At 55.7% G+C, this 21,722-nt stretch carries 22 protein-coding genes and 1 pseudogene; 10 read left to right on the top strand and 13 right to left on the bottom strand.

Features of this window, described 5'->3' with window-relative positions; translation table 11 throughout:
• Window positions 1-154: 154 nt before the first annotated feature.
• A complete protein-coding gene (locus tag INF77_RS11545) occupies window positions 155-2,935 on the top strand; it encodes a flavocytochrome c (RefSeq protein ID WP_193532691.1) in 2,781 nt (926 codons plus the stop codon).
• A 58-nt stretch (window positions 2,936-2,993) separates the two neighbouring features.
• A complete protein-coding gene (locus INF77_RS11540; protein WP_193532690.1) occupies window positions 2,994-3,956 on the top strand; it encodes an FAD:protein FMN transferase in 963 nt (320 codons plus the stop codon).
• Here INF77_RS11540 and dcuR read toward each other — a convergent pair.
• Window positions 3,937-4,656 (bottom strand): two-component system response regulator DcuR, encoded by a 720-nt coding sequence (gene dcuR / locus INF77_RS11535; protein WP_028013719.1) that lies wholly within the window; start codon window positions 4,654-4,656, stop codon window positions 3,937-3,939. The two genes, INF77_RS11540 and dcuR, sit on opposite strands and share 20 nt — an antisense overlap.
• Window positions 4,653-6,269, bottom strand: a complete 1,617-nt coding sequence (locus tag INF77_RS11530; protein WP_193532689.1) for a sensor histidine kinase — start codon at window positions 6,267-6,269, stop codon at window positions 4,653-4,655. Before INF77_RS11530 ends, dcuR begins: the two co-directional genes overlap by 4 nt.
• A 165-nt stretch (window positions 6,270-6,434) precedes the next feature.
• On the opposite strand from INF77_RS11530, the gene INF77_RS11525 reads away from it, so the two are divergent.
• On the top strand, window positions 6,435-7,298 hold the full coding sequence (locus INF77_RS11525; protein WP_193532688.1) for an N-acetylmuramic acid 6-phosphate etherase: 864 nt from the start codon (window positions 6,435-6,437) through the stop codon (window positions 7,296-7,298).
• 57 nt (window positions 7,299-7,355) lie between these two features.
• Here INF77_RS11525 and ompC read toward each other — a convergent pair whose 3' ends face one another.
• Window positions 7,356-8,522 (bottom strand): porin OmpC, encoded by a 1,167-nt coding sequence (gene ompC, locus INF77_RS11520; RefSeq protein ID WP_047367847.1) that lies wholly within the window; start codon window positions 8,520-8,522, stop codon window positions 7,356-7,358.
• Between the two features lie 285 nt (window positions 8,523-8,807).
• Here ompC and INF77_RS11515 point away from each other — a divergent pair, with 285 nt between their 5' ends.
• The 3 genes from INF77_RS11515 (at window position 8,808) to INF77_RS11505 (ending at window position 11,458) form a co-directional block, all read left to right on the top strand.
• Complete coding sequence (locus tag INF77_RS11515) at window positions 8,808-9,509, top strand: phosphohydrolase (RefSeq protein ID WP_045260359.1); 702 nt, start codon at window positions 8,808-8,810, stop codon at window positions 9,507-9,509.
• 61 nt (window positions 9,510-9,570) lie between these two features.
• A complete protein-coding gene (locus INF77_RS11510) occupies window positions 9,571-10,986 on the top strand; it encodes a DNA cytosine methyltransferase (RefSeq protein WP_041909349.1) in 1,416 nt (471 codons plus the stop codon).
• Window positions 10,967-11,458 carry a very short patch repair endonuclease gene (locus INF77_RS11505; RefSeq protein WP_193532687.1) on the top strand — a complete coding sequence of 164 codons (492 nt, stop codon included), beginning with the start codon at window positions 10,967-10,969 and terminating at the stop codon, window positions 11,456-11,458. Before INF77_RS11510 ends, INF77_RS11505 begins: the two co-directional genes overlap by 20 nt.
• On the opposite strand, the gene yedA is transcribed toward INF77_RS11505, so the two are convergent.
• Window positions 11,430-12,344, bottom strand: a complete 915-nt coding sequence (yedA, locus tag INF77_RS11500) for a drug/metabolite exporter YedA (protein ID WP_028013712.1) — start codon at window positions 12,342-12,344, stop codon at window positions 11,430-11,432. The genes INF77_RS11505 and yedA overlap by 29 nt on opposite strands.
• Before the next feature lie 178 nt (window positions 12,345-12,522).
• Here yedA and INF77_RS11495 point away from each other — a divergent pair, with 178 nt between their 5' ends.
• The 3 genes from INF77_RS11495 to dgcQ all read left to right on the top strand — a co-directional run bounded on the left by INF77_RS11495 (window position 12,523) and on the right by dgcQ (window position 15,469).
• Window positions 12,523-13,434, top strand: coding sequence for a DUF808 domain-containing protein (locus INF77_RS11495; RefSeq protein WP_049136358.1), 912 nt, complete (start codon window positions 12,523-12,525; stop codon window positions 13,432-13,434).
• A 78-nt stretch (window positions 13,435-13,512) separates the two neighbouring features.
• A complete protein-coding gene (locus tag INF77_RS11490; RefSeq protein ID WP_028013710.1) occupies window positions 13,513-13,695 on the top strand; it encodes a YodC family protein in 183 nt (60 codons plus the stop codon).
• A gap of 73 nt (window positions 13,696-13,768) precedes the next feature.
• Complete coding sequence (gene dgcQ / locus INF77_RS11485) at window positions 13,769-15,469, top strand: cellulose biosynthesis regulator diguanylate cyclase DgcQ (RefSeq protein WP_063437729.1); 1,701 nt, start codon at window positions 13,769-13,771, stop codon at window positions 15,467-15,469.
• Here dgcQ and INF77_RS11480 read toward each other — a convergent pair.
• Together INF77_RS11480 and yodD are read right to left on the bottom strand one after the other, a co-directional pair.
• On the bottom strand, window positions 15,454-16,254 hold the full coding sequence (locus INF77_RS11480) for a mannosyl-3-phosphoglycerate phosphatase-related protein (protein WP_063437728.1): 801 nt from the start codon (window positions 16,252-16,254) through the stop codon (window positions 15,454-15,456). The two genes, dgcQ and INF77_RS11480, sit on opposite strands and share 16 nt — an antisense overlap.
• Before the next feature lie 301 nt (window positions 16,255-16,555).
• On the bottom strand, window positions 16,556-16,783 hold the full coding sequence (gene yodD / locus INF77_RS11475; protein ID WP_028013707.1) for a YodD family peroxide/acid resistance protein: 228 nt from the start codon (window positions 16,781-16,783) through the stop codon (window positions 16,556-16,558).
• A gap of 128 nt (window positions 16,784-16,911) precedes the next feature.
• On the opposite strand from yodD, the gene dsrB reads away from it, so the two are divergent.
• Complete coding sequence (gene dsrB, locus INF77_RS11470; protein ID WP_013097741.1) at window positions 16,912-17,100, top strand: protein DsrB; 189 nt, start codon at window positions 16,912-16,914, stop codon at window positions 17,098-17,100.
• Window positions 17,101-17,202: 102 nt separating this feature from the next.
• Here dsrB and rcsA read toward each other — a convergent pair whose 3' ends face one another.
• The 7 genes and pseudogenes from rcsA to fliM all read right to left on the bottom strand — a co-directional run bounded on the left by rcsA (window position 17,203) and on the right by fliM (window position 21,721).
• The gene (rcsA, locus tag INF77_RS11465; RefSeq protein ID WP_013097740.1) at window positions 17,203-17,826 is read right to left on the bottom strand and encodes a transcriptional regulator RcsA; all 624 of its coding nucleotides are present in this window, start codon (window positions 17,824-17,826) and stop codon (window positions 17,203-17,205) included.
• Between the two features lie 287 nt (window positions 17,827-18,113).
• Window positions 18,114-18,906, bottom strand: a pseudogene (fliR, locus tag INF77_RS11460) (flagellar biosynthetic protein FliR); the annotation flags it as partial.
• A gap of 7 nt (window positions 18,907-18,913) precedes the next feature.
• Window positions 18,914-19,183: a flagellar biosynthesis protein FliQ gene (fliQ, locus tag INF77_RS11455; protein ID WP_008500315.1), complete on the bottom strand. Its 270-nt coding sequence runs from the start codon at window positions 19,181-19,183 to the stop codon at window positions 18,914-18,916.
• Window positions 19,184-19,192: 9 nt separating this feature from the next.
• On the bottom strand, window positions 19,193-19,930 hold the full coding sequence (gene fliP, locus INF77_RS11450) for a flagellar type III secretion system pore protein FliP (RefSeq protein WP_028013705.1): 738 nt from the start codon (window positions 19,928-19,930) through the stop codon (window positions 19,193-19,195).
• Window positions 19,930-20,304 carry a flagellar biosynthetic protein FliO gene (gene fliO, locus INF77_RS11445; protein ID WP_045260352.1) on the bottom strand — a complete coding sequence of 125 codons (375 nt, stop codon included), beginning with the start codon at window positions 20,302-20,304 and terminating at the stop codon, window positions 19,930-19,932. The genes fliP and fliO overlap by 1 nt, the downstream gene beginning before the upstream one ends.
• Before the next feature lie 2 nt (window positions 20,305-20,306).
• Window positions 20,307-20,720 (bottom strand): flagellar motor switch protein FliN, encoded by a 414-nt coding sequence (gene fliN, locus INF77_RS11440; protein ID WP_003859592.1) that lies wholly within the window; start codon window positions 20,718-20,720, stop codon window positions 20,307-20,309.
• Window positions 20,717-21,721, bottom strand: coding sequence for a flagellar motor switch protein FliM (gene fliM, locus INF77_RS11435; protein WP_028013703.1), 1,005 nt, complete (start codon window positions 21,719-21,721; stop codon window positions 20,717-20,719). Before fliM ends, fliN begins: the two co-directional genes overlap by 4 nt.
• Between the last annotated feature and the right edge of the window lies 1 nt (window position 21,722).

Here is a 21,722-nt window from a genome sequence, read left to right as displayed (position 1 = left end):
TTATCACAGGGATTAAATAGTTTTTTAACTAACGTAATAACTTTAGAAACTAAAAAAATCATTATATTAATATCATGACATCGGCAAAAAACGACGAAATAAAAAATCAATCCGATAACGAATTCTCAATTTTTAAAAGTTTGGAGTTTCTATTATGAGCACTAACGAACGCATTCTTAGCCCCTTCACATTACCGAATGGCACTGAACTGAAAAACCGTTTGTTAATGGCCCCTATGACCACCTGTACCGGCTATTATGACGGCACCGTTACCAGCGAGCTGGTGGAGTACTATCGGGCCCGTTCCGGCAGCATTGGCACCATTATCGTGGAGTGCTGCTTCGTCGACGATCTCGGCCTCGCCTTCCCGGGCGCAATTGGTATTGATAACGACGAGAAAATCGCCGGGCTGGCGAAAATCGCCGAGGCCATTAAATCCAAAGGATCTAAGGCCCTGCTGCAGATCTACCACGGTGGTCGCATGGTCGACCCGAAACTGATCGGTGGCCGTACCCCGGTTGGCCCAAGCGCCGTGGCCGCGCCGCGTGATGGTGCCGCAACGCCGGTTGCCCTGACCGCCGAAGAAGTGGAAGGCATGATCGGCAAGTTTGGTGAAGCCGTGCGCCGCGCCATCCAGGCCGGTTTTGACGGTGTGGAAATCCACGGGGCGAACACCTACCTGATTCAGCAGTTCTACTCTCCAAACTCTAACCAGCGCGACGACGAGTGGGGCGGCAGCCGCGACAACCGCGCGAAGTTCCCGCTGGCGGTGCTGGACATCACCCACAAAATGGTGCGCCAGTACGCGGACGACGCGTTTATTATTGGCTACCGCTTCTCCCCTGAAGAGCTGGAAGTGCCGGGCATCCGCTTTGAAGACACCATGTACCTGCTGGAAAAACTGGCGGCGCGCGGCGTGGATTACCTGCACTTCTCCGTCGGCGCGACCCTGCGTCCGTCCATTGTCGACACCCAGGACCCGACGCCGCTGATCGAAAAATACTGCGCGATGCGCTCTGAAACGCTGGCGCAGGTTCCGGTGATGGGCGTGGGCGGCGTGGTGAATGCGTCAGACGTTAATGAAGCGCTGGACCACGGTTACGACCTGATTGCCGTTGGCCGCGCCACCATTGCCTACCCGGACTGGACCGACCGCATCGCGGCGGGTGAAAGCCTTGAGCTGTTTATGGACAGCACCAAACGCGAGGAACTGAGCATTCCTGAACCTCTGTGGCGCTTCTCGCTGGTGGAAGCGATGATCCGCGACATGAGCATGGGCGAATCGAAATTCAAACCGGGCATGTTCACCGAGAAGGTGCAGGACGACGCGAACGAGCTGGTGATTAACGTCAGTCTGGAAACCGACCGCATTGCGGACATCGAGCTGGCCTCTGGCCCGAGCGATGACGTTGAGTTCGTCACCAGCTTTGAAGAGATCCGTACCCGCATTCTGGACGCCAATACCCCGCACGTGGATGCCATCACCGGTGCAACCAGCCAGAGTGAATCGGTGAAGAAAGCGGTCTCTAAAGCGATGCTGAAATCCAGCAAAGCGCTGGCAGCGGAAGAGGGCGTTGACCCGAACGAAACCCGCAGCGTGGACGTGGTGGTGGTCGGTAGCGGTGGCGCCGGTCTGGCGGCGGCGATTCAGGCTCACGACGAAGGCGCGAGCGTGCTGATTGTTGAGAAGATGCCGACCATCGGCGGGAACACCATTAAAGCCTCTGCCGGTATGAATGCCGCCGAAACCCGCTTCCAGCGCGTGAAGGGCATTCAGGACAGCAAAGAGCTGTTCTACCAGGAAAGCCTGAAAGGCGGCGGCAACAAGAACAACCCTGAACTGCTGCGCCGCTTTGTCGAGAACGCGCCGCAGGCGATTGAGTGGCTGGCAACGCGCGGCATCATGCTGAACGACATCACCACCACCGGTGGGATGAGCATCGACCGTACTCACCGTCCAAAAGACGGCTCTGCGGTGGGGGGCTACCTGATCAGCGGCCTGGTGCGTAACGTCAACAAACGCAACATCGAGGTGATGCTGGATACCTCCGTCAGCGACATCATCTTCGAGAACGGTGAAGTGACCGGGGTTCGCCTGACCACTGAAGAGAACGAAACCGTCACCGTGGCAGCGAAAAGCGTGATCGTGGCGACGGGCGGCTTCAGCGCCAACAGCCAGATGGTCGTCAAATACCGTCCGGATCTGGAAGGGTTCGTCACCACCAACCACAAAGGGGCAACCGGCGGCGGCATCGCGCTGCTGGAGCGCATCGGGGCGGGCACCGTGGATATGGGCGAAATCCAAATTCACCCAACCGTTGAGCAGAACACCTCGTACCTGATTTCCGAATCCATCCGCGGGGGCGGGGCGATTCTGGTCAACCAGAAAGGGGAGCGCTTCTACAACGAAATGTCGACCCGCGATAAAGTCTCGGCGTCAATCATCGCGCTGCCGGAGAAATACGCGTACATCGTCTTTGACGAGCACGTACGTGCCAAAAACAAAGCCGCGGATGAGTATATTGCGAAAGGCTTCGTGACCAGCGCCAGCTCGCCAAAAGCGCTGGCGGAAGCGCTCGGTATGGATCACCACGCTTTTCTCGCGACCCTGGAACGTTACAACGGTTTCGTTGAAAAACAGCACGATGACGACTTTGGTCGTACCACCGCGCTGCGTGCGCCAATCAATGAAGGGCCGTTCTACGCTATTCAGATTGCGCCAGGCGTGCATCACACCATGGGCGGCGTGACCATCAACACCGAAACCTGCGTGCTGGACAGCAACCACAACGTACTGCCGGGGGCGTTTGCGGCGGGTGAAGTGGTCGGGGGGATCCACGGCGGCAACCGTATCGGCGGTAACGCGGTGGCGGATATCATTATTTTTGGTACCCTTGCAGGACATCAGGCGGCGATGCGCTCAAAAAGAACGTAAGGCTCCTGTCTCCCCGGCGGCGCGGTGCCTGCCGGGGCTACATCTGAGGACACATGCAATGCCTGATAGCCATCGCGTTTACAGCTACTCCGCCGTTCTGATGGGCTCGCCCATTCTCCTGAAGCTCTTCTCCCATGACGAAGCCCTCGCGTCCCGCGTTTTCCGCCTGATCAAACAGTACGAAGATCTCCTCACCGTTAACCGGGCGCATTCCCAGGTGATGGACATCAACCATGCAGCGGGCCAGCATCCGGTTGCCGTCAGTCGTCCGGTGTTTGAACTGATCCGCTGTGCCAAAGCGGCAAGCATGCTAAAAGATAGCGCGTTTAACCTGGCGATCGGCCCGCTGGTGAAGCGCTGGAAGATTGGCTTTCAGGGAGACAGCGTTCCGCCTGCCGATGACATTGCGTCCCTGCTGGCGATAACCCGGCCCGAGGAGGTCATCCTTGATGAGGCGCAGACCAGCGTGTTTCTGACCAGAGCGGGGATGGAGATTGATCTGGGTGCCATCGCCAAAGGCTATATCGCCGACCGGGTGCGGGACTACCTGCGCAAAGAGGGCGCTGAGCTGGGGCTGATCAACCTCGGCGGAAACATCCAGACGTTAGGCTCGCCGGAAGGGGGCTGGAGCGTGGGGCTAAAAAAACCGTTCGCCGGTGACGCGCTGATCGGTGCGATGACGGTGGAGAACCTCTCCGTGGTGACCTCGGGAACGTACGAGCGCTACTTCGAGCAGAACGGCAAGCGCTATCACCATATTCTCGATCCGCGCACCGGGTATCCGCTCGACAACGAGCTGGAGAGCGTCACTATCATTTCAAAAGACTCCATTGACGGCGACATCTGGACCACGCTGATGTACGGCTTGGGGGTAGAAAAGGGCTGTGCCGCCCTGCGCGCGCGCCCCGATATTGAAGCTATCTTTGTGACCAAAACAAAAGAAGTGGTCATCTCCTCGATGCACCACTTCCGTTTTACCCTTCTGGACGAGAGCTACCGCGTTATTGGCAGTACTGTTTGAGCAGCCCGATCTGTTCCGGCTGTAAGCGGTAGCGATACACCGGACGCCCGGTGGCGCCGTAGTGAATGCTGGTGAACAGAATGTTGATCTGCGCAAGCCAAATCAGGTACTTACGGCAGGAGACGCGGGAAATATTGACTGCGTTAGCCAGATCGTCGGTGGAAAATTCCGTCTCCGGGTGGCCGTCAATCCACTGGCAAATCGTGCGCAGCGTTTGCGGCGTTAACCCCTTCGGCAATTTTTTAGTGTCCGCCAGCTCCGGCGCGCCGCCGTGGATCAGCCTGTCGACGTCCGCCTGCTCGTAATACTGGTGCGAGCCCATCAGACTGTGCTTTGCCTTCCAGCCGTTCAGCGCCTCTTCAAAGCGTGGGAACTGGAACGGCTTTATCAGATAATCCACCACGCCGTAGTGGATGGAGGTCTGGATCGTGGCGGCATCGGCGGCCGAGGAGATCATAATCACATCAATCGGGCGGCCTGACGCGCGAATATCGGGCAGCAGATCCAGCCCGTTATCCTGCTGCATGTAGACGTCCAGCAGCACCAGATCGACAGGCTGGCTGGGGTTATTGATAAAGGCCCTGGCCTGATTGAGCGTGGAGGCGACGCCGCAGCAGCTAAAGCCTTCAACACGGTTGACGTACAGACGGTTGAGGTCGGCTACCATGGCGTCATCATCGACAATTAATACATTTATCACGCGATATTCCTCTCGCTATCCCAGGGGATGTGAACAAAAAATTGGGTAAATACGCCAGGCTCAGACTCGACGGTGATATCGCCGCCCAGGTTCTGGATCTGCTGGCGAGCAAGGAACAGCCCAACGCCGCGGTTTTCACCTTTTGTTGAGAACCCCTTAGTAAAAATAGCCTCCAGCTGAGTGGGATCAATGCCGGGGCCGTCGTCGCTGACTTCGCAGCTGAGCCAGCCATTCTGATAATGCAGCAGCAGGCCAATCTCGCCTTCCTGCTGTCCTGCCATCGCGTCGAGCGCGTTTTCGATTAAGTTACCCAGCGCGGTGATCAGCACCGCAACCTGCTCTTCACTGCCGTTATCCGGTATCAGGCTTTCATCCGCCAGGGTCAGGGTGACGCCGGCCTCTTTCGCCCGGTTGATTTTACCCAGCAGGAACCCGGCAACGACCGGGGACTTTACCTTGCTCTGGATCGTGCCAATGTCCGTCTGGTAATTATGCGCCGTCTGGATGATGTACTCCTCCAGCTTGTCGTAGCGCTTCATGTGCAGCAGGCCGAGGATCACATGCAGTTTATTCATAAACTCGTGCGTATGGCTGCGCAGGGCGTCGACGTAGTTGACCATGCCATCGATACGCTGCATCAGCTGGCTGATTTCCGTTTTATCGCGGAAGGTGCTGATAGCCCCGATCACCCGATTCTGGCTTTTGACCGGCACCATGTTGCAGAGCAGCAGTCGTCCGTTGCAGCTGATCTCCTGATCCTGACGCGCAATCCCGGTTTTCGATACCTCACGCAGGCTTGCCAGCAGCGGCTCGCTGGTGTTTTCGGTCTGCTTGCCGGAGGGAAGAAGTAATATCTCTCTGGCAGCGTGGTTAATCATCGTCACGCGGCCGTGAATATCGACGGCCAGCACCCCTTCGCGAAGCGACTGCAGCATCGCCTGGCGCTGTTCGAACAGGGCGGAGATTTCATAGGGTTCGAGCCCGAAAAGAATGCGCTTCAGCACCCGTACCAGACCCCAAATCGCCATCGAACTCATAAAGATGCTGAACAAAATCGTCCAGAGCGCGTTGAGCCGCCCGCGGGCTATCTGGTCTTCCACCTTTTTGAGGGAGATCCCGACCACGACGACCCCGATCTGATCGTGCTGGCTGTCATAGACCGGCGTGAAAACGCGAAGCGCCTCGGCGAGGGCGCCGCGGTTAACCGAGACATTCTCTTTGCCTTCCAGCGCGGGTTCCAGATCGTTGCCGATAAAATGCAGGCCGATGAGCGCCTCGTTCGGGTGCGAGTAGCGAATCCCCCGCATGTCGGTCACCACGGTAAGCAGCAGATCGTTGCGTTGGGTGACGGCTTTAGCGATGGGCTGAATGATGTCGGCCTGAGGCGACTGCATCAGGCCACGCTGGATCTCCGGGCTGTCGGCCAGCGTGCGGGCGATGCCCAGAGCGGTATCTTTTACATCATCGCGGGTCGCCCGGGTGATCTGCACGGAATAGAGCGCAAAAACTACCAGCAACACCGAGGCGATAATCGCGGACACCATCAACGTGACCAGCGTGTACAGTTTCATGGGGCGCTTGCGCGTCAGAGGGAAAGGCTGCAGATCGCTCATCAACACTCCGCGATGATTAAGAAAGGGAGTGATTATCGCTGATGATGGGCTTTTCTTAAAGCCATGTAAAAGCGTCGATTTACTCTTCTTTTCGTGACCCCACTCGCAGGTCATCTATATAAAACACTTTATAGTGTGTGGGTACTCATAATAAGGAGGCTGTTTATGAGCATTACGCTTACCGGTTCAGTCAAGGAAAGACGGCACGCCAGCACGATGAATATAGATAGATTGTCCACGCTGGACATGCTGAAGGTTATCCACGAGGAAGATGCACGCATTTCTGCTGCAATAACCCCCTGCTTAACGACAATCGCCCGCGCGGTGGATAACGCCGCCTCGGCGCTCAACCACGGCGGCCGTCTGGTGATTGTCGGCGCGGGCCCGTCAGGCTGCATCGCACAACAGGCTGCAGATGAGTATGCGCCGGGTAAAACGCCGGTAATTGCCGTGACGGCAGAAGAGGGGGATGGGAGCTACGAGCGCGGGGTGGCTGACCTGCAGGCCATTAAATTTGATGAGCACGATATGATGCTTGCCGTGACCGTCAGCGGAAAAACGCCGTGGGTCTGGGGGGCAATGCGGCATGCGTGGTCGTTGGGAGCGCCGGTTGCGGTCATCACCGGTGATGCACAAAGTGAAGCAGCACAGCTGGCAAGCATGGTAATTGCCCCAGAGCTTGGGGCTGATGTGGTTGCCGGGTATCGCAATACCAGGGCGGGGATCGCGCAAAAAATGATCCTCTCGATGATTACCACCGCGCTGGCCGTTCGCACCGGGCGCGTTTACAGCAACCTGCGCGTGGATCTTGAGGGAAGCAGTACCAAATGGGCCGAACGGCAGATCGCCATCGTGATGGAGGCGGGAGGATGCACCCGGGCGCAGGCAAAGGCCGCGCTGGAGAGCTGTAATCATCACTGTAAAACGGCGGTGTTGATGGTGCTGACAGGCCTTGATGCGTGGAAAGCCCATGAGCTGCTGGTGCAGAATAACGGGTTTATCCGCGTGGCGCTGCAGGAAGCGCCGTAAAATAGTGTCCCTTGAAACAAAAAAGCCCGCAAATGCGGGCTTTAGTATTTTCAGGGATCAGAACTGGTAGATCATGCCGATGCCAACAATGTCATCGGTTGCAATACCGTTGTCATTGTAGAAGGCGTCATCTTCGTCCAGCAGGTTGATTTTATAATCAACGTAGGTGGAGAAGTTCTTGTTGAAGTTGTAGGTCATGCCCAGGTCGATGTAGTTAACCAGATCCTGGTCTACATAGTCATAGCCATTGCGTGGGTGATAATCGTTACCGCCCAGATCGATGCCTTTGGAATAGACCCACGCCAGGGATGGACGCAGACCGAAGTCAAACTGGTATTGCGCTACGGCTTCAAAGTTCTGCGTTTTGTTGGCGATGCCGTCGCTGCCGTACGGCGTCATGTTGCGGGTTTCCGCGTACATCATCGCCAGGTAGACGCCTTGAGCATCATATTTTGCGCCAACGGTCCATGCGTCTGCACGGTCACCGCCTGCGTATTTGCTGAAGCGGTTATAGTTGCCCGCGCCATAAGCAACCTGATCGTTGGTACGGTCAGAGGAAGAATACGCCGCACCCAGGGTCAGGCCGAAGTCGAAGTCATAGGTGGTAGACATACCGAAGCCGTCGCCGTTCTGGAAGCGTACGTCGTCGTGACCGTTTTTGGTGCCTTCCTGATCTTCGTTAGCGTTTGCGCCTTCGTTAGCACCCTGATACTGCAGCGCGAAGTTCAGGCCATCAACCAGCCCGAAGAAATCATTATTACGGTAGGTCGCAACACCGTTGGTACGGCCAACCATATAGTTGTCAGTCCAGGTGTAGGAATCGCCACCAAATACCGGCAGCATATCGGTCCAGGCTTCAACGTCATACACGACGCCGTAATTACGGCCATAATCAAATGAACCGTATTCGCCATATTTCAGGCCCGCATAGGCCAGACGGTTGAAAGAGGTATCCCCGGCGTCTTCGGTATCATTTGCGTAGGTTTTATATTCCCACTGACCGTAACCGACCAGATCGCGGGTAATCTGTGTTTCGCCTTTGAAACCAATCTGCACGTAGGTTTCGTCGCCGTCGTCGCCCGCGTTGTCGGAGAAGGTATGACGCGCGTCAACCTTGCCGTACAGGTCAACTTTATTGCCGTCTTTGTTATACATTTCAGCCGCGTTTGCCGCGCCAGCCATTAATAAAGCGGGTACAAGAATTGCCAGAACTTTTCTTTTCATTATATATTCCCTTTAAAGATAATTTATATGAATATATGTAATCACCCTCCGTAATTACGAGTTTGATACTATTCTATGGCTCGTGAATTTGGTTCAAAAATAAATGTAACTAAACCAGTGAAAATATTACAAAATATTTCCAAAAATCTCTTTATTTTTCAAATGAATTAATCGCTTGAAAGTATTGTGGGTAATTATTATTAAGTATTTCGGGGTTCTATTTTTTAATTTATTTTATTTGGCTATGTTATAATTCAGTGCCCATTTTCGTAACAGGAAAGGATGATGGAACTCATACAGTGGCAGCAGCGCTTTGAATCCTGGCTTGATGAACATCACGCGACCGACGACACCGCGCACGATATTTCACACTTCCGTCGCGTCTGGCTGACGGCGCAGAAAATCATGGTTCATCACCACGTCGACCCGCTGACGATCCTGACCGCCTGCTATTTTCACGACATCGTTAGCCTGCCGAAAAATCATCCTGAACGCAGCCAGTCGTCGCGTCTGGCTGCGCGCAGAACGCGGGACATTCTGCACCGCGATTTCCCTGACTTCCCGTCCGATCGCTATGCCGCCGTGGAGCACGCCATCGAGGCGCACAGTTTCAGCGCCGGCCTGACGCCGTACACGATTGAGGCCAAAATTGTCCAGGATGCAGATCGTCTGGAGGCGCTGGGGGCGATTGGCCTGGCGCGCGTGTTTGCCGTGTCAGGCGCGCTGGGCGTACCGCTTTTTGACGCGGACGATCCGTTTGCCGACGCGCGCCCGCTTGATGACCGGGCGTTTGCGCTCGATCATTTTCAGACCAAGCTGCTGCGCTTGCCTGATACAATGCAAACCGACGTCGGGCGCGAGCTCGCGCAGCACAACGCCGATTTTCTGATTCAGTTTATGGCGAAACTCAGTGCCGAATTACAGGGCGACTGCATCGGGCTGGATAGCCAGATTCAACACCGCTTCCGTCGCAGTTTGCGAAAGTGAACTGTGGTAATCTGTTTCCAGTCTTTATTGCCCGGTTAAAAGAATGCAGGAAAATCGATCAGTGACAGAGCCCGCGCCAGAGCAGGCTGAGAAGTCAACGGCAACGGTGCAGGCATTACTGCGCCAGCTGCTGGATATTTATGACGCTAAAACGCTGGCAAACCAGCTGGTGGCGCACGGCGAAAGCCACTGGAGCCCGGCCATCCTTAAGCGACTGCTGACCAGCGATCGGGCAGGGCGCCGCCTGAGCGAAAGCGAGTTTCGTTATCTGCAAGACCTGCTTCCGCGTCCGTCTGCCGCGCACCCGAACTATGCCTTCCGCTTTATCGATCTGTTTGCCGGCATCGGTGGCATCCGGCACGGCTTTGAAGCTATCGGCGGTCAGTGCGTGTTTACCAGCGAGTGGAACAAACATGCGGTACGCACTTATAAAGCGAACTGGTACTGCGATCCGCATGAACATCATTTCAACGCCGATATCCGCGACGTTACCCTGAGCCATAAAAGCGGCGTCACGGATGAACAAGCCGCCGAGCACATTCGCCAGACGATTCCGGCGCATGACGTGCTGCTGGCGGGCTTCCCGTGTCAGCCTTTCTCGCTGGCCGGCGTCTCCAAAAAGAATGCCCTCGGGCGTGCCCACGGTTTTGCCTGCGATACGCAGGGAACGCTGTTTTTCGATGTGGCCCGAATCATTGACGCCCGTCGCCCGGCCATATTCGTGCTGGAAAACGTCAAGAACTTAAAGAGCCACGACGGTGGAAAGACCTTCCGCATTATCATGCAAACGCTGGACGAGCTGGGCTATGACGTGGCTGATTCCGAGGACATGGGCGCGGATGACCCGAAAATTATCGACGGGAAACATTTCCTGCCCCAGCATCGCGAACGCATTGTGCTCGTCGGTTTCCGCCGCGATCTCAATCTGAAAGGGGATTTCACCCTGCGGGATATTCCCTCCTTATACCCCGAGCGTCGTCCAACCATTGCCGACCTGCTGGAGCCGGTGGTCGACGCGAAATTTATCCTTACCCCAATCCTGTGGAAATACCTCTACCGCTATGCCAAAAAGCATCAGGCCAAAGGCAACGGATTTGGGTTTGGCATGGTGAACCCAAACGATCCGCACAGCGTGACCCGCACGCTGTCCGCTCGCTACTACAAAGACGGCGCGGAAATCCTGATCGACAGAGGCTGGGATAAAGCGCTGGGCGAGAAAGATTTCGACGATCCGCAAAACCAGCGTCACCGTCCGCGGCGCCTCACGCCGCGGGAGTGCGCCAGGCTGATGGGCTTTGAAACGCCGCAGGGCTACCGCTTCCGCATTCCGGTTTCGGACACCCAGGCTTACCGTCAGTTTGGCAACTCGGTGGTGGTGCCCGCGTTCGCGGCGGTGGCAAAACTGCTGGCCCCGCGCATCAGACAGGCGGTGGCGCTCCGCCAGGGTGAGGCCGTCAATGACGGACGTTCACGATAAGGCCACGCGGAGCAAAAACATGCGTGCCATCGGCACGCGTGACACCGCGATTGAAAAGCGTCTGGCCGGGCTACTGACACAGGCGGGCTTCGACTTTCGCGTGCAGGATCCCGCGCTTGCGGGTCGCCCGGATTTCGTCATTGACGCGTATCGGTGCATTATCTTCACCCACGGCTGCTTCTGGCATCATCACGACTGCTACCTGTTTAAAGTCCCGGCGACGCGCACCGATTTCTGGCTGGAGAAGATTGGCAAGAACGTTGAGCGCGACGCGCGGGATCTCGCCACGCTTGTCGCGCAGGGCTGGCGAGTGCTGATCGTCTGGGAATGTGCGCTGAGAGGGCGGTTAAAGCTGAACGATGCCGATCTGAGCGAACGGCTGGAAGAGTGGATCTGCGGCGGCGGCCAGGCCGCGCAGATCGACACCCAGGGGATCCACACGCTTACGGTTTCTCCACCTCGCAAGGCGTAACCACGGGCTTTGCCGGCAGCAAATATTTGCCTAAGGTCACCAGCACGACGGCAAAAACAATCACCCCTAAAGCTAACCACTCAACCGGAGAGAGCGTTTCACCGCCAAGCCCGGTGCCAAGCAGCACGGCCACGACCGGGTTGACGTAGGCATAGCTGGTGGCGACCGCCGGTGAGACGTTACGGATCAGGAACATATAGGCGTTGATGGCGATGATGGAGCCGAACAGCGCCAGATAGCCTACCGCCAGGAAGCCCGACAACGGCGGCAGGGTAGTCAGCTCCTCTCCCGTCAGGGCTGAGGCCAGCAGCAGCACAATCCCAGCCGCAAGCATCTCTATTGCCCCCGCCATCATGCCGGTCGGCAGTTCGATACGCGAACCGTATACGGAACCGAACGCCCAGCTCATCGAGCCGATAAGGATAATCACTGCGCCCCACGGATTCCCGCTCAGGTTACCGCCGCTGTTAAGCAGAATAATGCCGGCAAGGCCGATGCCAATCCCCAGCCACTCCAGCTTGCGGGTGCGGATGCCGAAAAGGCGGCTGAAGCAGAGGGTAAACAGCGGTACGGTGGCAACGACCACGGCGGCGATCCCTGACGGTACGTTCTGGTGCTCGGCAATGGTCACAAAGCCATTACCGACCGCCAGCAGCAGCAGGCCTATCAGGGCAGCGTTCAGCATTGGGCGGAGCGGTGGAAGCTTATGCCCGCGCAGCAGCAGGAAGGCCAGTAGCAGCACACCCGCCGAGAGGAAGCGAATGCCCGCCATCATCAGCGGCGGCCAGCTTTCCACGCCGATGCGAATGACAAAATAGGTTGAACCCCAGATGATATACAGCGAAAAAAGTGCCCCGATAAGCGGAAGCAGTTGCCGGAAACGCATAATCCCTCACGACGAAATAAAAAGGTCGCTGATAGTAAACGCGAAAACTATCGCGCTGGCGAGCCCTTTAATTGTGTAGTTGATGTGAATTTTTTGTTGACGAAAGCTGCCTGTTTCCGCGATTGCGCTTTTGCTCCATACTATTCACTTAATTACCAAAAAAAGAAGGATCACCATTTTGGCAGGAAGTAGCTTATTAACATTGCTGGATGATATTGCCACCTTACTGGATGATATTTCCGTGATGGGGAAACTGGCGGCGAAGAAAACCGCAGGGGTGCTGGGGGACGATCTCTCGCTTAACGCCCAACAGGTGAGCGGGGTACGGGCTAACCGTGAGCTGCCTGTGGTGTGGGGTGTGGCAAAAGGCTCGTTTCTGAACAAAGTGATCCTGGTGCCGCTGGCGCTGCTGATTAGCGCATTCATCCCCTGGGCCATCACGCCGCTGCTGATGATTGGCGGGGCATTCTTGTGCTTCGAAGGCGTGGAGAAGGTCCTGCACTCTTTGAGCTCTCGCAAGCAGAAGGATACCCCGGAGGCGCGCCAGCAGCGCCTTGAAGCGCTTGCCGCGCAGGATCCGAAAGTTTTCGAGCGCGATAAAATCAAAGGCGCGATTCGCACCGACTTCATTCTGTCGGCTGAAATTGTCGCCATTACGCTGGGCATTGTCTCCGATGCGCCGCTGCTGAATCAGGTGTTGATCCTCTCCGGGATCGCCATTCTGGTCACGGTGGGCGTTTACGGCCTGGTCGGGCTGATCGTGAAACTGGATGATATCGGTTACTGGCTGGAGGAGAAATCCAGCGCGGTGGCTAAAGGCATCGGCAAAGGCTTACTGACGCTGGCGCCGTGGCTGATGAAGAGCTTGTCCGTGGTGGGGACCCTGGCGATGTTCCTCGTGGGCGGCGGCATTGTGGTCCACGGCATTGCGCCGCTGCACCATGCCATCGAACATTTCGCCTCGGCGCAGGGGAGCGTGGTGGCAGCGATTCTGCCCACGCTGCTTAATCTGGTGCTGGGCTTTATCGTTGGCGCTATCGTGGTGGCGGTGGTGAAACTGATCGAAAAAATGCGCGGTACGGCGCACTAATTGTTACCCGTCGCAGGGTGCAAAAAGACCATTCCTCGTCTAAATTGAAACAGTTTCACCCTGATACAGGAGGCAGGTATGGTCTTTTTGGTCAGTGATGAAGTTAAGCCTAAGAAGGGCGGCCCGCGCATGATTGTCACCGGGTATTCCAGCGGAATGGTGGAATGTCGGTGGCATGATGGCTACAGCATTAAGCAGGAAGCCTTTCGTGAAGATGAGCTTCAGCCGGGTGACGGCCAGCGCAAGCACGATCAGGCTTAATCACATAACGCCCGGCTTTGCCGGGCGTTTTTACCTGAAGTACCGGGTGTAAGGCAGTAATCAGGGAGTGTGTGTGCAGCGCGATACCTTTGTTGTAAGACGAACTTTTCTGCAATGGCTGCATAAGCGTAGCAATCCGGGTTTGATTGTTAACCTCTGTTTTATCACTGTCCTGGTGTTTTCAACCCTCCTGACCTGGCGTGAAGTGGTGGTCCTCGAAGAGGCGTATATCTCCAGCCAGCGCAACCACCTGGAAACCGTGGCCAGCTCGCTGGACAGGCAGTTACAGAACAGCGTCGACAGGATGCTGTTATTTCGCCAGGGCATGCGTGATGCGATCGAGACGCCGCTGGCCTTTGATGTCTTACAGGACGCGGTGTCACGCTTTAATGCCGTCCGCATGCTTCCCACCTGGCAGCTTGCCGTTGATAAAAAGCGCACGCTTCCCATTAACGGGGTCTCGGACGCGTTCGTGGATAAAACCACGCTTCTGAATCGGGACGCCGATCGCATCAGTCATGAAATTTCTGCCGCGCTTGAAGTGGGGTATCTGCTCAGGCTGGCGTCATCGAGAGCGCAAACGGAAACGCGGGTGCTCTACGTCTCTCGCGCCGGGTTTTACCTTTCCACGGATACGCCGGATCGGGAGGATGATATTACCGCCCGCTATTATCATCTGGTCACGCAGTCCTGGTTTACCCAGCAGTCAGAGCGTAACAATCGCGCGCGCGCCGTGCGCTGGTTTATCTCCACAGCCTCATTCTGGACCGGGGATAAACGAACGATCACCGCCAGCGTCCCCATCTACTTCGATCATTACTGGTATGGCGTCGTGGCGATGGATTTTACCTTAGACACGATGCAGCGTCTGCTGACCGACGCGACGGAAGAGCGGACGGAGGGGGAGTATCAGCTGTACGATACCCGGCTCAATATGATTGCCACCTCAGCCCATGCGGGTAGCCCGGTTAACCAGTTTGACGAACGCGAAACGGCGCAGATTGCCCACGCGATTGAGCACGATACCGGCGGCGGTATCCGCCTCGGGAGCCGGTTTATTACCTGGGAGCGGCTCGATCACTTCGATGGCGTCGTCTTGCGGATCCACACGCTGCATGAAGGGGTACAGGACGATTTCGGCAGTATCAGCATCGTGCTGGCGCTGCTGTGGGCGCTCTTTACCGCCATGCTGTTGATCTCGTGGCTGGTGATCCGTCGGATGGTGAGTAACATGTATACGCTTCAGCACTCGCTCCAGTGGCAGGCCTGGCACGATCCGCTGACCCGGCTCAATAACCGCGGCGCGCTGTTCGACCGCGCAAAACTGCTGGCGGAAACCTGTCGTCAGCAGTCGCTGCCGTTCTCGGTGATTCAGATCGATCTCGACCATTTTAAAAACATCAACGACCGTTTCGGCCATCAGGCCGGTGATAAGGTGCTTTCCCATACGGCAGGCGTGATTGCCAGCGCGTTACGCAAGAATGATGTGGCCGGGCGCGTCGGTGGAGAAGAGTTCTGTGTCGTCCTGCCGGGGATCGGTCTGGAGGAGGCGAAAGGCGTCGCCGACCGTATACGCTGCCGGATCAACAGTAAGGAGATCCTGGTGAAGAAAAGCACCACCCTGCGCATCAGCGCGTCACTGGGCGTCAGCAGCGCGGATGAAACGGGTAACTACGATTTTGAACAGCTGCAGTCCGTGGCGGACGCCCGGCTTTATCAGGCCAAGCAGGGCGGGCGTAACCGGGTCGAGTGGCGGGATCAGGACAGGAAGTGATCCAGCCCCTCCTGCCAGCCGAGCGGTCCCGCCTGCCGGGTGTGATAAACCCGGCGGGGGTTATCGTCCCGTAACGTAATACCCTGCCGGTTTATCCCCTTAATCACCACCGCGAAGTCCACGCTGTCCAGCAGCGGCGCGTCGTTCGGCCCATCGCCGAGCCCCAGGGTCGTGGGTTCAATATTTTCCCGTTCACGGTACTGCGCGATTAGCCAGTTAGCCGCAACGTCCTTACCGCAGCCGGCATCGAGAATATGCCAGAAACGGGCTCCCTGCAGGCATTTCAGCCCGTGTTGCGCCAGCGCCGATTCAAACCGGGCCATGGCTTCGTCGGAATCACGCCAGATGAGCGTGACGGAGGCGTCATGCTTGCGGGCAAGCACCGCACGGTAGCGGGTCATCCCCGTCCATTCGCTAATGACGCGGTCGTCCACGTCGTCAAAGGTGGTGAATTTGAAGCCCGCCTGCTGGCGGATTTGCTCAATAAGCGGACGAATCTCCCGGTGCGTCATACCGTTGATGTGGCGCTGACCCATTTCCCAGCGCACGTCAGGCTGAATCACCGCGCCGTTCTCAGCGATAAACGGTAACCCTTCCAGACCCAGATCCTGCTGAATATCCAGCATCTCTGCCGCGCTCTTGCTGCTGCAAAGAATCACCGGCACCTGGTTGTCCTGCAGTTTATCCAGCCACGGCATTGCGGGCTGCCACTCATAGGTATGAATATCCAGCAGCGACCCATCCAGATCGGAAAAAATCAGCAGGGGACCCCGGAGTGAAAGCATAGTAACTCCCGAAAACGAATGAGTCTTAATCTAAGAATATTCCTAAAAAAATATCTGGGCTTAAACCGGATTGAGAAGAACCGATCCAGCCAAACCCGCATTCGGCGTATGTTGTTGCTCATAACCAAAACGATTATGTTAAAAATATTATATTCGCCGTAAGAATATATGCTTGTCATGCAAAATCGTTGGGGATAGTGTTGTTTGTACATCAGATTTCCTGGTGTAACGAATTTTCAAGTGCTTCTTGCATAAGCAAGTTTTGATCCCGGCCATCCCCATGACCGGGATTTTTTTCGTGCTAACGATTTGCTTCAGACACGCTAAAGTCATGAATATCCAGCTCGAAGGCCTCCGCCAGCTCGCGGTAGGTGTGATAATCCCTCCCGTTAACAATGACGTGGTCCGAACCATCGTTCGTGCGGCGGACTTCTGACTCACTGATCTCATTGATGGCGGCCAGCAGGGCATCGACATCCACCTCGACCTCGCGTTTGATGGTGTCGCTGTACTCTTTATCGGTCTTCATTACGGGGCTCCTCATTAAACCGTGTCCACGGTAAGTATAGACTGTGTATAAAAACGCCATTCACGCCGTGCGGCGATGTGTGTTTTTGCGTTTTGTTCTACACTGGCTCAAAACCAGAGGAGGAATGTATGAAGGTCAACGATCGGGTAACCGTTAAAACGGACGGTGGGCCGCGCCGCCCGGGGGTGGTGCTGGCAATTGAAGAGTTTAGTGAAGGCACAATGTACCTGGTCTCACTGGAAGACTACCCGCTCGGCATCTGGTTTTTTAACGAACTGGGGCATCCGGACGGCATTTTTGTTGAGAAAGCGGAATAGTACGGCGTCGGGTGGCATTGCGCGTGCCCGACCACGTCCGCAAAAGCAAAAATCTCTGGCCAGGCCAGAGATCAAAGGTAGGGTGCAAAGGGGTTTAAGCCACTAACGCATGTTGACGAAAATCCCGTTCGTCACATTATCGGTCAGACGTACCACGTGATAGATCACTTGCTTATTATGCGTTTTAATTTTCCTTTTAATATTTCCTTTGTGTGACGAAACGGTTTTCGCTTTAATATTCATCTGGTCAGAGATCTGAATAGTTCCTTGTCCAGCCATCCACATTCGCAGCATACTTGATTCAGTCCTGCTTAATGAAAGGGTGGGTAAGTTAACCGCTCCTACATTTTTAACTTCTTTATTCAAATAATCACCCAGAATGTCATCCAGCGACTCGGGTTTAATCGACTTAGAACTGATCAATAAATTTTTACGGACCAACAAATACTCATCGAAATGGATATTCGCGATCGCCATAAAAACAATAAACAGGGTTTTTGGATGCTGATTAATGATTTGCTTAATGTGCTGACTGTTGGCTGGATCGTGAATGAAACAGTCCTCATTAATAAACACCACGCCTGGTTTGAGTTCGTCACAAGCGGCTGCGAGTTCTTCAACGGTGTGTGCATCGTTGATGTCTCTCTTTCTTACCCCTCTGCTTGCCAGGTACCCGGTTAACCCTAGCCGGGTGTAGCTGCATAAATCCATAATGATCGTTGACATGGCATACCCTCACTCAATGCGTAACGATAATTCACCATCTGCCTGAGAGCTCAAAACAGCCATACGGGATGGAAAAAAATAATAAACCTGTGAGCATGACAAAGACTTTCAGGCGGACTCACTATCCCGTAAAGTTACGTATAATTTGCCAGGAATCTTCTTAAAGTAAAGTAAATATTAAGTATTGTGAGGTGGTTAGAAACATTTAAACCGCGTCAGATATATCCTGGAAGATGTTTTTCGCGTTTTATTTTAGGAATATCCTCAGAAAGACAATAGCGATCGTGAGGACTATTATTTACGTGGCAATTCGCTGACAATATCCGCTAACAGATTGAATATCTCGCCGAATAAATGTTCACAGAAGGGGGCGATAAGTGGCATCAGTAATGACATTAATAAAATTCCGACCGTCAACGTTAGCGGAAAACCAATCACAAACACCGAGAGCTGTGGTGCCATTCTGTTCAGCAAGCCTAATGCCAGGTTGACGGTGAGCAGCAGCGTGATGATCGGCAGAGCCAGCATCAGACCGTTGAGGAAGATCAGCCCCGCCGCGCGGGTCAGCGCGAGGAAGGCATTGCTGTTGACCGGGTTATCACCGATCGGCAGCGTATGGAAAGTATCCACCAGCATGGAGATGAGCCACAGATGACCGTTGAGCGACAAAAACAGCAGCATGGCGAGCAGATCGATTATGCGCGCCAGCACCGGCATGTTGAGATGGCTGCCGGGATCGACAAACGTGGCGAACGATAGCCCCATCTGCAGGCCAATCAACTCGCCGGCCGTGCGCACGGCGGCGAAGGCGAGCTGCATGGTAAAGCCCACGGCGACGCCAATCATCACCTGCTGTAAAGCGACCCATACCGCGTTAGCCGAGAAGATGGGAATATCCACGGGTGGCAGGGAAGGGGCGACGATAATGGTGATGATAATGCCCAGCCCCACCTTAACGCGCTTGGGGATCGATTTCTCGCTGAGAATGGGGGCGGTGGAGATCAGCGCCAGAATGCGCAGCATCGGCCAAAAATAGACGCCGAGCCACTGAACCCACTGGTCGCTTGTGAAGTGCAGCATCGTCAGGTCAGCCGATGATGTACGGCAGATTGGTAAACAGGTTGCGCATATAGTCCAGCAGCAGGTTCAGCATCCACGGTCCGGCCACGATAATCGCCACAAATACGGCGATGATTTTCGGGATGAACGACAGCGTCATTTCGTTAATCTGCGTGGCGGCCTGAAGAATACTGATAATCAGGCCGGTAACCAGCGCGACAAGCAGCAGCGGCGCGGCAACGGCAATGGCGATTTTCATCGCTTCCGTGCCCATCATCATGACCGATTCGGGTGTCATTGCCGTTCCTTAACTGTAAAAACTTTGCGCCAGCGAGCTGACCAGCAGCTGCCAGCCGTCGACCAGCACAAAAAGCATGATCTTAAAGGGCAGGGCAATGGTGGCGGGCGGTACCATCATCATCCCGAGCGCCATCAGGACGCTGGCGATCACCAGGTCGATAATCAGGAACGGGATAAAGATGGTAAAGCCAATCTGGAACGCGGTTTTCAGCTCGCTGGTGACATAGGCCGGCAGCAGAATGCGCATCGGTACCGCTTCCGGGCCCTGCAGCTCGCCGGTGTTAGACAGGCGGGCGAAGAGGGCCAGGTCCGCCTCGCGCGTCTGGCGCAGCATAAATTCCCGCAGCGGCTGCGCGCCTTTTTCCAGCGCCTCCTGCATCGAAATTTTGTCTTCGCTGAACGGCTGGTAGGCGTCGGTATAAATCTTATCGATCACCGGCGACATGATGAAAAAGGTCAAAAACAGCGCCAGCCCCAGAAGCACCTGGTTTGGCGGCGCCGAAGGGGTGCCCAGTGCGTTTCGCAGCAGACCAAAAACGATGATGATGCGGGTAAAGCTGGTCATCATCAGCAGAATGGCCGGAATAAAGGTCAGCGAGGTGATGAAGACCAGCGTCTGAACCGGGAGCGACCAGCTCTGGCCGCCACCCGCAATCGGCGTGGAAACCAGACCGGGCAGCTGCGCATAAACTGCAGGAGCAAACAGGCCAACGCCCGCAAGCGTCAGGGATAACAAACGGCGCATCAGGTTCTCCCGGAACGCTTAAGCAAACTCTTCATGACGGACTGAAAATCCGCAGGGGCTTGTGCGCGCTCGTCCACCGTGACCGGGGCGGGCGGCAGTTTATGTAATACGTTAATGTTTGAGCCGGTTACGCCCAGAACCAGACGCGCATCTTCCACATCGACGATGACCACGCGTTCGCGCGGCCCAAGCGTCGTGCTGGCGCTGACCTTCAGGCCGCGGGTGCCGGCAGTTTTACCCGCCAGGCCAAAACGCTTTGCCAGCCAGGCGGCGATAAGAATAAAGGCAATAATACCGAACAGCGCCCCGCTCACCTGGAGCAGCGGGGAGCCGGGAACGGCGGAAGGCTGTGATATTGTTGCCTGGGTTTTCATGCTTAACGGCTCAGACGACGCATGCGTTCAGACGGGGTGATGATGTCGGTGATGCGCACGCCGTATTTATCAGCAACCACCACCACTTCACCCTGGGCAATCAGATAACCGTTGATCAGAATATCCAGCGGCTCGCCGGCCAGGCCGTCAAGGGCCACAACTGAACCCTGCGTGAGGCGCAGCAACTCTTTAATGGTCATCCGGGTGCGTCCCAGTTCAACGGTCAGCTTAACCGGGATGTCCATAATCAGGTCGATGTCCTGCAGCGTGCCGCTGACGTCGCCGCCGCCTAACTGCTGGAATACCGCGTCCGCCGCGCTTTTTGTCGGAGTCGTTTTTTGCTCGTTTAACGCGTCAGCCCACAGATCGTCCAGTGCTCCGCTGTTTTCATCGGACGGATTGTTCATGTCACTCATTTGGGCTGTTCCTCATTCAGCGAATTCAAAATCGGGTTGATCAAGTGCTCAACGCGTAACGCATACTGACCGTTAATCGTGCCGTACTGGCTTGTAAGTACGGGGACACCATCTACGTGGGCAATAATGCGGTCGGGTTTGTCTATCGGCAAAACGTCGCCGGGTTGTAATTTCAGGATCTGGGATAACCGCATCGAAATGTCGGCAAAGTTCGCCACCAGCTCCAGCTGCGAGTGCTGCACCTGGCGCACCAGGTTTTCACGCCAGTTCTGATCTTCGTTGCGTGAGTTCTCCAGCGGCGGGTTAACCAGCAGCTCGCGCAGCGGTTCAATCATGCTGAACGGCAGGCAGATGTTGAACTCACCGGTCAGGTTACCGATCTCCACGTGGAACGGCGTATTGACGACGATATCGTTCGGGGAGGTGGTGATATTGGTAAATTTCACCTGCATCTCAGAACGGACGTACTCCACTTCCAGCGGGTTAATCGCTTTCCACGCGTCGCTGTAGGATTCCAGCGCCAGCTTCAGCATGCGGTTAATGACGCGCTGCTCGGTGTGGGTAAATTCACGACCTTCCACTTTGGTCGGAAAACGCCCGTCGCCGCCGAACAGGTTATCCACCGCGATGAACACCAGGCTTGGGGAAAACACCACCAGACCGGTGCCGCGCAGCGGCTTCAGATGAATCAGGTTAAGATTGGTTGGCACCGGCAGGTTGCGGGCAAACTCATGATACGGCTGGATGCGGATCGCACCGACCGTGATATCCGGGCTACGACGCAGCAGGTTAAACAGTCCCATACGGAACTGACGTGCAAAACGTTCGTTAATGATCTCCAGTGCCTGCAGACGTTCACGTACCACGCGACGCTGGGTATTGGGATCGTAAGGACGAATATTATCGTCGCCGGTGAGACCCGGTTGCGGGTCGTCACTCTTATCGCTGTCGCCGTTAAGCAGCGCGTCGATTTCTGCCTGAGAAAGAATACTGTCGCCCATG

The sequence above is a fragment of the Enterobacter cloacae complex sp. P1B genome, from assembly GCF_014982345.1.
GTDB classification, from domain to species: domain Bacteria; phylum Pseudomonadota; class Gammaproteobacteria; order Enterobacterales; family Enterobacteriaceae; genus Enterobacter; species Enterobacter bugandensis.
This window is presented reverse-complemented; position numbering and strand designations above follow the sequence as displayed.